The sequence below is a fragment of the Pseudomonas sp. RW409 genome (genome assembly GCF_003184125.1).
Taxonomy (GTDB): domain Bacteria; phylum Pseudomonadota; class Gammaproteobacteria; order Pseudomonadales; family Pseudomonadaceae; genus Aquipseudomonas; species Aquipseudomonas chlororaphis_I.
Map to the genome: position 1 here is coordinate 117,695 of NZ_QHHP01000007.1, position 13,384 is coordinate 131,078.

At 61.6% G+C, this 13,384-nt stretch carries 2 protein-coding genes; one reads left to right on the forward strand and one right to left on the reverse strand.

Annotated elements, in window-relative coordinates; genetic code table 11:
* Positions 1-11,670, reverse strand: an 11,670-nt coding sequence (locus DK261_RS07810; protein WP_110175576.1) for a retention module-containing protein, incomplete at its 3' end; no start/stop codon positions are given.
* 358 nt (positions 11,671-12,028) lie between these two features.
* Between DK261_RS07810 and DK261_RS07815 the strand changes: the two genes are divergently transcribed.
* Positions 12,029-13,378, forward strand: a complete 1,350-nt coding sequence (locus tag DK261_RS07815) for a TolC family outer membrane protein (protein ID WP_009046325.1) — start codon at positions 12,029-12,031, stop codon at positions 13,376-13,378.
* The last annotated feature ends 6 nt before the right edge of the window (positions 13,379-13,384 follow it).

The following is a 13,384-nucleotide window of genomic DNA, read 5'->3' on the forward strand; positions in this document are numbered from 1 at the left end:
CTCGGCCATGGTGTTGGTGGCGCTGAGGGTCAGGTTGGTGGTGTCCGGCGTATCGGTCACCGAGGTGTCGGCTGGTTTGCTGTCGATTGCCAGCTTCTCGTAGTTGCCGCCGGTGGCGTCCTTGATGGTGGTGCTCAGGGAGCTGCCGCCGGCCAAGGCATCGTTAGGGGCCACGAAGTTCACGGTGCCACTGCTGGCGCCGACCGGGATGGTGATGGTCTGGCCATTGGACAGAGTGACAACGACTGGTGAGCCGGTGACCGGAGCGGTGACCGATGCGGTGTAGACCACGACGCCACCTTCGGCCACGGACGGTGTTGCCGTCAGCGAAACGGTGCTGGTGTCGATGGTGTCGGTGACGTTGGTGACCGCTGGAGTGGTACTCGGCACCAGGTTCTCGAAGTTGCCGCCAGTGGCGGTCTGGATCGTGGCTTGCACGGTGCCGGCGTCTTTGTAGACGTCGTCGGCAGGAGCGGCCACGGTTACGGTGCCAGTGGTAGCGCCGGCGGCGATGGTGATCACTGCGCCGTTGCTCAGGGTCACGGTCACCGGAGTGCCCGCGGCGTTGGTCAGGGTCGCGGTGTAAACGATCGAGCCGCCTTCGGCGACGGTGTCGGTCGCAGTCAGGCTGAGGGTCGTGGTATCCGGAGTATCGGTGACCGAGGTATCAGCTGGCTTGCTGTCGATTGCCAGCTTCTCGTAGTTGCCGCCGGTGGCGCCCTTGATGGTGGTGCTCAGAGAGCTGCCGCCCGCCAAGGCATCGTTAGGCGCTACGAAGTTCACAGTGCCGCTGCTGGCGCCGACCGGGATGGTGATGGTCTGGCCATTGGACAGAGTGACAACGACTGGCGAGCCAGTGACTGGTGCAGTGACGGAGGCGGTGTAAACCACGGTACCGCCTTCAGCCACGGACGGTGTCGCGGTCAGGCTGACGGTCGAGGTATCGATAGTGTCGGTGACGTCAGTAACGGCTGGGGTGGTGCTCGGTACCAGGTTCTCGAAGTTGCCGCCGGTAGTCTCTTTGATGCTGACTTCAACCTTGCCAGCGTCTTTGTAAACGTCGTCCGCAGGGGCGGCGACGGTCACGGAGCCGGTAGTGGCGCCGGCGGCGATGGTGATCACTGCACCGTTGCTCAGGGTTACGGTCACCGGAGTGCCGGCGGCGTTGGTCAGTGTCGCGGTGTAAACAATAGAACCACCTTCAGCGACAGTGTCAGTCGCGCTGAGGGTCAGGTTGGTGGTGTCTGGCGTATCGGTCACCGAGGTGTCAGCAGGCTTGCTGTCGACGTCGAGCTTCTCGTAGTTGCCGCCAGTCGCGCCGGTGATGGTGGTGCTCAGGGAGCTACCGCCGGCCAGGGCATCGTTCGGCGCAGTGAAATTCACGGTACCGGACGATTCGCCAACCGGGATGGTGATGGTTTGGCCGTTGGACAAAGTGACCACTACCGGCGAACCAGTGACTGGAGCAGTCACGGACGCGGTGTAAACAACGACACCGCCTTCAGCCATGGACGGCGTTGCCGTCAGCGAAACGGTGCTGGTGTCGATGGTGTCAGTAACATCGGTGACCGCTGGGGTGGTGCTTGGTACCAGATTTTCAAAGTTGCCACCGGTGGCGTCCTTGATGGTCGCCTCGACCTTGCCGGCATCCTTGTATACATCGTCAGCAGGAGCGGCGACGGTGACAGAGCCAGTGGTCGCGCCAGCAGCGATGGTAATCACTGCACCGTTCGACAGAGTCACGGTTACAGGCGTGCCGGCCGCATTGGTCAGGGTGGCGGTGTAAACGATCGAACCGCCTTCAGCCACGGTGTCAGTCGCGCTGAGGGTCAGATTGGTGGTGTCCGGAGTATCGGTCACCGAGGTCTCGGCAGGCTTGCCGTCGACGTCCAGCTTCTCGTAGTTACCGCCGGTTGCACCGGTAATGGTGGTGCTCAGGGAGCTACCGCCGGCCAGCGCATCGTTGGGTGCCGTGAAGTTCACAGTGCCGGAAGATTCGCCGACCGGGATGGTGATGGTTTGTCCGTTGGACAGGGTTACGACTACTGGCGAGCCAGTCACTGGCGCAGTCACGGAGGCGGTGTAAACGACAACGCCACCTTCAGCCACGGACGGCGTTGCAGTCAGGCTGACGGTCGAGGTGTCGATGGTGTCGGTCACGTCGGTGACAGCCGGCGTGGTGTTCGGCACCAGGTTTTCAAAGTTGCCGCCTACGGCGTCCTTGATGCTGACTTCAACTTTGCCAGCGTCCTTGTACACATCGTCAGCTGGAGCAGCGACGGTGACGGAACCTGTGGTTGCACCGGCAGCAATGGTGATCACTGCGCCATTCGACAGGGTCACGGTGACTGGCGTACCAGCGGCGTTGGTCAGGGTCGCGGTGTAAACGATCGAACCGCCTTCGGCCACGGTTTCGGTCGCCGCCAGGCTCAGAGTGGTGGTATCTGGGGTATCGGTAACCGAGGTTTCAGCAGGTTTGCTATCAACGTCGAGTTTCTCGTAGTTACCACCGGTGGCTTCCTTGATGGTGGTGCTCAAGGAGCTACCGCCCGTTAGGGCATCGTTAGGGGCGACGAAGTTCACAGTGCCGCTGCTGGCACCGACTGGAATGGTAATGGTCTGGCCATTCGACAGGGTGACGACAACCGGCGAACCGGTGACCGGAGCGGTGACGGACGCGGTGTAAACCACGGTGCCGCCTTCGGCGACGCTAGGAGTAGCGGTCAGGCTGACAGTCGAGGTATCGATGGTGTCAGTGACGTCAGTAACGGCTGGAGCAGTGCTCGGCACCAGGTTTTCAAAGTTGCCGCCAGCGGCGTCCTTGATGCTGACTTCAACCTTGCCAGCGTCTTTGTAGACGTCATCGGCAGGGGCGGCCACGGTCACGGAGCCTGTGGTTGCGCCCGCGGCGATGGTAATCACCGCGCCATTCGACAATGTCACGGTTACCGGAGTGCCGGCCGCGTTGGTGAGGGTGGCGGTGTAAACGATCGAACCGCCTTCAGCCACGGTGTCTGTCGCGCTGAGCGTCAGGTTAGTGGTGTCTGGCGTATCAGTAACCGAGGTCTCGGCAGGTTTGCTGTCGACATCGAGTTTTTCGTAGTTGCCGCCCGTTGCGCCGGTAATGGTGGTGCTCAAAGAGCTACCGCCAGCCAGGGCGTCGTTTGGTGCGGTGAAGTTCACGGTGCCGGAAGACTCACCGACCGGAATGGTGATGGTCTGGCCGTTGGACAGGGTCACCACAACCGGCGAGCCAGTCACTGGAGCCGTTACGGAAGCGGTGTAAACGACAACGCCACCTTCAGCAACGCTAGGCGTCGCGGTCAGGCTGACGGTCGACGTATCGATGGTGTCAGTGACATCGGTGACCGCTGGCGTGGTGCTCGGCACCAGATTCTCGAAATTACCGCCAGCAGTCTCTTTGATGCTGACTTCGACTTTGCCAGCGTCCTTGTACACATCGTCAGCCGGGGCGGCGACAGTCACGGAACCTGTGGTAGCGCCTGCTGCGATGGTAATCACTGCACCGTTCGACAGAGTCACGGTTACAGGCGTGCCGGCCGCATTGGTCAGGGTGGCGGTGTAAACGATCGAGCCACCTTCGGTGACAGTGTCAGTCGCCGTCAGGCTCAGAGTAGTAGTGTCCGGGGTGTCGGTAACCGAGGTTTCAGCCGGTTTGCTATCAACGTCGAGCTTCTCGTAATTACCGCCGGTAGCTTCCTTGATGGTGGTGCTCAAGGAACTGCCGCCCGCCAGGGCGTCGTTAGGCGCTACGAAATTCACGGTACCGCTGCTGGCGCCGACTGGGATGGTGATGGTCTGGCCATTCGACAGGGTGACCACGACCGGCGAGCCGGTGACTGGAGCGGTGACCGAGGCGGTGTACACCACCACGCCACCTTCAGCGACGCTAGGAGTGGCGGTCAGGCTGACGGTTGAGGTGTCGATGGTGTCGGTCACGTCGGTGACGGCCGGCGTGGTGTTCGGCACCAGGCTCTCGAAGTTCCCGCCTACGGCGTCTTTGATGCTGACTTCAACCTTGCCGGCATCCTTGTACACATCATCAGCTGGAGCGGCGACGGTGACGGAGCCTGTGGTTGCACCGGCAGCAATGGTGATCACTGCGCCGTTCGACAGGGTAACGGTTACCGGAGTGCCAGCGGCATTGGTCAGGGTCGCGGTGTAAACGATCGAACCGCCTTCGGCAACGGTATCGGTCGCGCTGAGCGTCAGGTTGGTGGTGTCCGGGGTATCGGTAACCGAGGTTTCAGCTGGTTTGCTGTCAACGTCGAGTTTTTCGTAATTGCCGCCAGTCGCACCGGTGATGGTGGTGCTCAGAGAGCTACCGCCTGCCAATGCATCGTTCGGAGCCGTGAAATTCACAGTACCGGAAGACTCGCCCACCGGGATGGTAATGGTCTGGCCGTTGGACAAGGTGACCACGACTGGCGAGCCGGTGACCGGAGCTGTCACGGACGCGGTGTAGACCACGGTGCCGCCTTCAGCCACGGACGGAGTTGCCGTCAGGCTGACAGTCGAAGTGTCGATGGTGTCAGTCACATCGGTAACGGCCGGCGTGGTGCTTGGCACCAGATTCTCGAAGTTGCCGCCGGTGGCGTCCTGGATAGTCGCTTCGACCTTGCCAGCGTCCTTGTACACATCATCAGCTGGCGCCGCGACAGTGACGGAGCCTGTGGTCGCACCAGCTGCGATGGTGATGATCGCGCCATTGCTCAGAGTCACGGTCACTGGCGTGCCCGCGGCGTTGGTGAGGGTCGCGGTGTAAACGATCGAACCACCCTCGGCGACGGTGTCGGTCGCTGTCAGGCTGAGCGTAGTGGTATCTGGTGTGTCAGTAACCGAGGTGTCGGCAGGCTTGCTGTCGACATCGAGTTTTTCGTAGTTACCGCCAGTCGCACCGGTGATGGTGGTGCTCAAGGAACTGCCGCCGGCCAGCGGGCTGTTCGGGGCAACGAAGTTCACCGACCCGCTGCTTTCACCTACCGGGATGGTAATGGTCTGGCCGTTCGACAGCGTTACGACCACTGGCGAGCCGGTCACTGGAGCAGTGACCGATGCGGTGTAGACCACGGTTTCGCCTTCGGCGACGGTCGCGGTTGCGGTCAGGCTGACGGTCGAGGTGTCGATGGTATCGGTCACATCGGTGACGGCAGGCGTGGTGCTTGGCACCAGGTTTTCAAAGTTGCCGCCGGTAGCGTCCTTGATGGTCGCTTCGACCTTGCCCGCGTCCTTGTAAACGTCATCGGCCGGTGCGGCCACGGTCACGGAGCCCGTGGTTGCGCCAGCGGCGATGTTGATCACCGCGCCGTTGCTCAAGGTGACCGTCACAGGCGTTCCGGCCGCATTGGTCAGGGTCGCGGTATAAACGATCGAACCACCTTCAGCCACGGTTTCGGTGGCGCTCAAGGTCAGATTGGTGGTGTCCGGGGTATCGGTCACCGAGGTGTCGGCCGGCTTGCTGTCGACATCGAGTTTTTCGTAGTTACCGCCAGTCGCGCCAGTGATGGTAGTGCTCAGGGAGCTACCGCCCGCCAGGGCGTCGTTTGGCGCGGTGAAGTTCACGGTGCCCGACGACTCGCCCACCGGAATGGTGATGGTCTGGCCGTTGGACAGGGTGACCACCACCGGCGAACCGGTCACTGGAGCGGTCACGGACGCGGTGTAAACGACAACGCCGCCTTCTGCCACGGATGGAGTCGCGGTCAGGCTGACGGTCGAGGTATCGATGGTGTCAGTGACATCAGTCACAGCTGGGGTAGTGCTTGGTACCAGGTTTTCGAAGTTACCGCCTGCAGCATCCTTGATGCTGACTTCGACTTTACCGGCATCTTTGTAGACGTCATCGGCTGGAGCCGCGACGGTCACAGAGCCTGTGGTCGCACCGGCTGCGATGGTGATTACCGCACCGTTCGACAGAGTCACGGTGACTGGCGTACCGGCGGCGTTGGTCAAGGTGGCCGTATAAACGATCGAACCGCCTTCAGCGACAGTGTCAGTCGCTGTCAGGCTAACGGTGGTGGTATCTGGCGTATCGGTGACCGAGGTATCAGCCGGTTTGCTATCAACATCCAGCTTCTCGTAGTTGCCACCGGTAGCGCCGGTGATGGTGGTGCTCAGGGAGCTACCGCCGGCCAGGGCATCGTTTGGCGCGGTGAAGTTTACGGTGCCCGACGACTCGCCCACCGGAATGGTGATGGTCTGGCCGTTGGACAGGGTGACGACCACCGGTGAACCGGTCACTGGAGCGGTCACCGACGCGGTGTAAACGACAATGCCACCTTCAGCTACAGACGGAGTGGCGGTCAGCGAAACAGTCGAGGTATCGATGGTATCGGTGACGTCAGTCACAGCTGGGGTAGTGCTCGGAACGAGGTTCTCGAAGTTGCCGCCAGTAGTCTCTTTGATGCTGACTTCAACCTTGCCAGCGTCTTTGTAAACGTCGTCCGCAGGGGCGGCGACGGTCACGGAGCCGGTAGTAGCACCGGCGGCGATAGTGATCACTGCACCGTTGCTCAGGGTTACGGTCACCGGAGTGCCCGCTGCGTTGGTCAGGGTCGCGGTGTAAACAATGGACCCACCCTCGGCCACAGTGTCAGTCGCTGTCAGGCTCAGATTGGTGGTGTCCGGAGTATCGGTCACCGAGGTCTCGGCAGGCTTGCCGTCGACGTCCAGCTTCTCGTAATTACCGCCGGTGGCGCCAGTGATGGTGGTGCTCAGAGAACTGCCGCCCGCGAGAGCATCGTTTGGTGCCGTGAAGTTCACAGTGCCGGAGGATTCACCTACCGGGATGGTGATGGTCTGACCGTTGGACAGGGTTACGACTACAGGCGAGCCAGTCACTGGCGCAGTCACGGACGCGGTGTAAACCACGGTGCCGCCTTCGGCCACGGACGGAGTAGCAGTCAGCGAAACGGTGCTGGTGTCGATAGTGTCGGTGACATCAGTCACAGCAGGTGTAGTGCTCGGAACGAGGTTCTCGAAGTTACCGCCAGTAGTTTCTTTGATGCTGACTTCGACTTTACCGGCATCTTTGTAAACGTCATCCGCAGGGGCGGCGACGGTGACAGAACCAGTAGTAGCGCCTGCTGCGATGGTGATGATCGCGCCGTTCGACAGGGTTACGGTCACCGGCGTACCAGCGGCATTGGTCAGGGTCGCGGTGTAAACAATGGACCCACCCTCGGCAACAGTGTCAGTCGCTGTCAGGCTCAGATTGGTGGTATCCGGAGTATCGGTAACCGAGGTGTCAGCTGGTTTGCTATCCACATCGAGTTTTTCATAGTTACCGCCAGTTGCACCGGTAATGGTGGCGCTCAGCGAGCTGCCGCCTGCCAATGCATCGTTCGGCGCAGTGAAGTTCACGGTGCCAGAGGACTCACCGACCGGAATGGTGATGGTCTGGCCGTTGGACAGAGTGACAACGACAGGCGAACCAGTGACCGGAGCCGTTACGGAAGCGGTGTAAACGACAACGCCACCTTCAGCAACGCTAGGCGTCGCGGTCAGGCTGACGGTCGACGTATCGATGGTGTCAGTGACATCAGTCACGGCTGGTGTGGTGCTCGGAACCAGGTTCTCGAAATTACCGCCAGCGGTCTCTTTGATGCTGACTTCAACCTTGCCAGCGTCTTTGTACACATCGTCAGCTGGGGCAGCGACGGTGACAGAACCAGTAGTAGCGCCCGCTGCGATGGTGATGATCGCACCGTTCGACAGGGTTACGGTCACTGGCGTACCAGCGGCATTGGTCAGGGTCGCGGTGTAAACGATCGATCCACCTTCAGCGACGGTGTCGGTCGCAGTCAGGCTAAGGGTGGTGGTATCTGGCGTATCAGTAACCGAGGTCTCGGCAGGCTTGCCGTCGACATCCAGCTTCTCGTAGTTGCCGCCGGTTGCACCGGTAATGGCGGTGCTCAGGGAGCTGCCGCCTGCCAGAGCGTCATTCGGCGCAGTGAAGTTCACTGTGCCAGAGGACTCGCCCACTGGAATAGTGATGGTCTGGCCGTTGGACAGGGTCACTACAACCGGAGAATCGGTCACTGGAGCGGTCACGGACGCGGTGTAAACCACAGTACCGCCTTCGGCCACAGACGGAGTAGCGGTCAGCGAAACAGTCGAGGTGTCGATGGTATCGGTGACGTCGGTAACGGCTGGGGTAGTGCTTGGCACCAGGTTCTCGAAATTACCGCCAGCGGTCTCTTTGATGCTGACTTCGACTTTGCCGGCGTCCTTGTACACATCGTCAGCCGGGGCGGCGACAGTCACGGAACCTGTTGTGGCACCGGCAGCGATAGTGATCACCGCACCGTTCGACAGGGTTACGGTTACCGGCGTGCCAGCGGCGTTGGTCAGGGTGGCGGTGTAAACAATCGAGCCGCCTTCAGCGACAGTGTCGGTCGCGCTGAGCGTCAGATCGGTGGTGTCAGGGGTATCGGTAACCGAGGTGTCAGCAGGCTTACTGTCGACATCGAGTTTTTCATAGTTACCGCCAGTTGCGCCGGTGATAGTGGTGCTCAAAGAGCTGCCGCCAGCCAGCGCGTCGTTTGGTGCCGTGAAGTTCACAGTGCCGGAGGACTCACCCACCGGAATGGTGATGGTCTGGCCATTCGACAGAGTGACCACGACAGGCGAACCAGTGACCGGAGCCGTTACGGAGGCGGTGTAAACGACAACGCCACCTTCAGCCACAGACGGAGTGGCCGTCAGCGAAACAGTGCTGGTATCGATGGTGTCGGTCACGTCAGTAACGGCTGGGGTAGTGCTCGGAACGAGGTTCTCGAAATTACCGCCAGCGGTCTCTTTGATGCTGACTTCGACTTTGCCTGCGTCCTTGTACACATCGTCAGCCGGGGCGGCGACAGTCACGGAGCCCGTGGTGGCGCCCGCAGCGATAGTGATCACTGCACCGTTCGACAGAGTCACGGTCACTGGCGTGCCCGCAGCATTGGTCAGTGTCGCGGTGTAAACGATCGAGCCGCCTTCAGCGACAGTATCGGTCGCACTGAGGCTCAGGTTGGTGGTGTCCGGAGTATCGGTAACCGAGGTCTCGGCAGGCTTGCCGTCGACGTCCAGCTTCTCGTAGTTACCGCCCGTTGCACCGGTGATGGTCGCGCTCAGGGAGCTGCCGCCTGCGAGGGCATCGTTAGGTGCCGTGATATTGACGGTGCCGGACGATTCACCCACCGGAATGGTGATGGTCTGGCCATTGGACAGGGTCACCACAACCGGCGAGCCAGTCACTGGAGCGGTTACGGACGCGGTGTACACCACGGTGCCGCCTTCAGCCACAGACGGAGTCGCGGTCAGCGAAACAGTCGACGTATCGATGGTGTCGGTGATGTCCGTCACTGCCGGCGTGGTGCTCGGAACCAGATTCTCGAAGTTGCCGCCAGTGGCGTCCTGGATGGTCGCTTCGACCTTGCCGGCGTCCTTGTAGACGTCGTCGGCAGGCGCTGCAACGCTCACCGAACCGGTGGTCGCGCCGGCGGCGATGGTGATCACCGCTCCGTTGCTCAGGGTCACGGTGACCGGCGTGCCGGCCGGGTTGGTCAGGGTGGCGGTGTAGACGATCGAGCCGCCTTCGGCGACCGAGCCGCTGGCCGACAGGCTCAGGCCGGTGTCGTCCACGGAGTCGGTGATGGTGGTCTGCGCCGGCGTGGTGTCGGGTGTCAGTTGTTCGAAGTTGCCGCCGCTGGCGCCGGTAATGCTGGTGCTGACTGTGCTGCCGTTGTTGTAAACGTCATTGGCCGGGGTATCGACCACCACGGTGCCGACGGTTTTGCCGGCCTCGATCACGATGGTCGAGCCGTTGGACAGGGTCACGGTAACCGGGGTCTGCGCCGGGTTGGTCAGGGTCGCGGTGTAGGTGATCTGGCCGCCTTCCACAACGCTGCCGGTGGCGGTCAGGCTCAGGCCGGTGTTGTCCACCGAGTCGGTCACGGTGGTTTGTGCCGGCGTGGTGCTCGGTACCAGGTTCTCGAAGTTGCCGCCGTTGGCCCCGGTAATGCTGGTGCTGACGGTGCTGCCGTTGTTGTAGACGTCGTTGGCCGGGGTATCGACTACCACGGTGCCGGTGGTTTTACCGGCGTCGATGGTGATGGTCGAACCGTTGGACAGGGTCACGGTGACCGGGGTCTGCGCCGGGTTGGTCAGGGTCGCGGTGTAGGTGATCTGGCCACCTTCGACGACCGTACCGGTGGCCGACAGGGTCAGGCCGGTGGCGTCCGGCGAGTCGGTGATGGTGGTCACCGCCGGCGTGGTGTTTGGCACCAGGTTCTCGAAGTTGCCGCCGGTGGTGCCGGTAATGCTGGTGCTGACCGTGCTGCCGTTGTTGTAGACGTCGTTGGCCGGGGTATCGACCACGACGGTGCCGACGGTCCGGCCGGCGTCGATGGTGATGATCGAGCCATTTGACAGGGTCACGGTGACCGGTGTCTGCGCCGGATTGGTCAGGGTCGCGGTGTAGGTGATCTGGCCACCTTCGACGACGGTACCGTTGGCGGTCAGGGTCAGGCCGGTGGTGTCCGGCGAGTCGGTGATGGTGGTCACCGCCGGTGTCGGGTTCGGTACCAGGTTCTCGAAGTTGCCGCCGCTGGCGCCGGTAATGCTGGTGCTGACGGTGCTGCCATTGTTGTAGACATCGTTCGGTGGGGTATCGACTACCACGGTGCCGACGGTCTGTCCGGCGTCGATGGTGATGGTCGAACCGTTGGACAAGGTCACGGTGACCGGGGTCTGCGCCGGGTTGGTCAGGGTCGCGGTATAGGTGATCTGGCCACCCTCGGTCACGCTGGAGCCCGCGGTCAGGGTCACGGTGGTGGTGTCCACGGTGTCCGTGACCTGGGTGATGGCTGGCGTCGGATCGACGGTCACGACCAGGCCACCGCCGCCGGTGGTGCCGGTGACGCCCACGCTGATCTGTTTCGGGTCGTTGTAGACGGTGTCGTTCGGTGCCAGCGGAACGTTGACGGTGCCGGTCAGTTGCCCGGCCGGAATCACGATCACCGAGCCGTTGGACAAGGTGATGGTCAGGCCGGTCAACGGTGCCTGGGTCAGCGTGGCGGTGTACACCAGTACGCCGCCGGCCTCGGTAATGGAGGGGGTTGCGCTCAGGGTCAGGGTCGAGTCGCGCAGGATCTCGCTGGTGGCGCTGTTGTCATTGGTGGTCAGCGCGCCGGTGGTGTTTTGCGCTGCGGTGCCCGCCGCACCGAGGCCCGCAGTCGGGAAGCCGATGGTCGGGTCGACCCGGCCCGCGGTGGCGTCGAGCATCACGAAGCTGTGGCCGCCACCAGCAGCGCCGCCGGTACCCGCGGCGGTCGGGCCGGCCGCGGTGGCTTCCAGCTCGGTGGTCGGGTCCGCGCCGGCGACGATTGCCTGCTGCAGCTCAGCGACGGACGGCGCAGCCTGCTCGGCGGCCTCGGCCAGGTCGGTGCTGGAGTCTGGAGCGCTGCCGCTCCATTGCGTCTCACGGCCCAGGTCCAGGGTCCGGCCATCGGCCAGCTCCAGGCTGACGGCGCCCGACAGGCCGGTATCGACCTGGTCGCCTACATACAGGCGATCACCCTCAACGAGTACGCGGCGAACCCCTTCAGGGGATACGACGAAAACTTGGCCAACAATGCTTTTGACGGTAGCAACAACACTGCTCATTGAGGATTCTCCGGGGGGTACCGTTCAGTAGACTTCCATGTTCCTGACAGGCATACGCCGACGCAGTCTGGACGTTCTTCAGAGTGTAGAAACACGTGATTTTGACGCGAATGCTTGTCAATAAATTGGCTATATTTTTTTGCTATTAACCATATGCCAAACTATTGACCTTCTGAGTGTCATCCTAAACAATCGTCAAGGTAATGTCACATTGATATTCATGCGGCGACCTGTCTAAAAGTGTGTGATCCAGTTCATGGTTTGAACTTTCCGATATACGGTCATTCCGGTTGCCATCATCCGATGCAGCACCTCGTTTTGCTGTGATTTGGGACAAGAAGTCCTGGGAACCTCCTCTATGCGTCCGCAGTTGTTCAAAGCCTTACCCTTCTTGCTTGCCGCCAGTTTTGTCCAAGCACAAACCCTGCCTGAAGCCATGCAGAAAGCACTGGATGTCCATCCGGAAATCCAGGCCGCGGTGAACAGCCGCCTGGCAGCCGATTACCAGCTAAAAGCAGCCAAGGGCGGCTATTTGCCGCGGGTCGATTTGCTGGGCGGTTATGGTCGTGAAGGCACCGACAGCCCGACCACTCGTGCAGGATCGAGCAATCACTGGGAGACGCTGAACCGCAGCGAGTCAAGTTTACGTCTCCAACAAATGGTTTTTGACGGTTTTGCCACCTCCAGTGAGGTCGGGCGTCAACAAGCCACCGTCAATTCCCGGGCGTACTCATTGCTGGGCACTTCCGAGCGCACCGCGCTGACCGTGGCCCAGGTGTACCTGGATGTGCTGACCCGGCGCGAGTTCGTGCGCCTGGCCGAAGACAACATGCGCAATCACGAGCGCATCTACGATCAGATCCAGCTGCGCACCCAGCGTGGCGTCGGCAGCCGCGCCGACCTCGACCAGGCGGAAGCGCGCATGGCCCAGGCGCGCAACAACCTGATCACCGAACAGACCAACCTGGCCGATGCCCAGACCAACTACCTCAGCGCCGTCGGCCAGATGCCGGACCAGCTGGAGCGCCCGGTCGGCTTCATGGCCCTGCTGCCGGCCACCCTCGACGAAGCCCGGCACCAGATGCTGGAAAACAGCCCGATCCTGCGTTCGGCCGAGTCCGACATCGTTGCCGCCGAGAAGCAGTACGAAGCCGCCAAGTCGACCTTCTACCCGCGCTTCGATGCCGAGCTTGGGCGTACCGCCGACAACAACCTGGACGGCATCGACGGCCACAACAACGAATGGCAGGCCATGCTGCGCATGCGCTTCAACCTGTTCGCCGGCGGCAGCAACAAGGCCGACCTGGAGTCCAAGGCCTATCAGTCCAACCAGGCGCTGGATATTCGTAACAACGCCCTGCGAGTTCTGAATGAGGAGCTAGGCTTGGCGTGGAACGCCTTGAACAACGCCAATGCGCAAGTGCCGATCGCCCAGCAATATGTCGATCGCAGCGCCAGCGTGCGTGAGGCGTATCAGAAGCAATTCAGTCTGGGCGAGCGCACCTTGCTCGACTTGCTCGATAGCGAGAATGAACTGTTCACCGCCTCGCGTCGGTTGGCGGAAATCAAGAACATTCAGTTATTTACTCAATATCGAATCAAGGCGACCATGGGCGAATTGCTCAAGAGCCAGGGAGTGGTCGCACCCATGGCTTCAGTCGTGCAGAACGATGTGAAGCCCAAGGTCCAACTGCCTGGGATGAATTGAGTACAT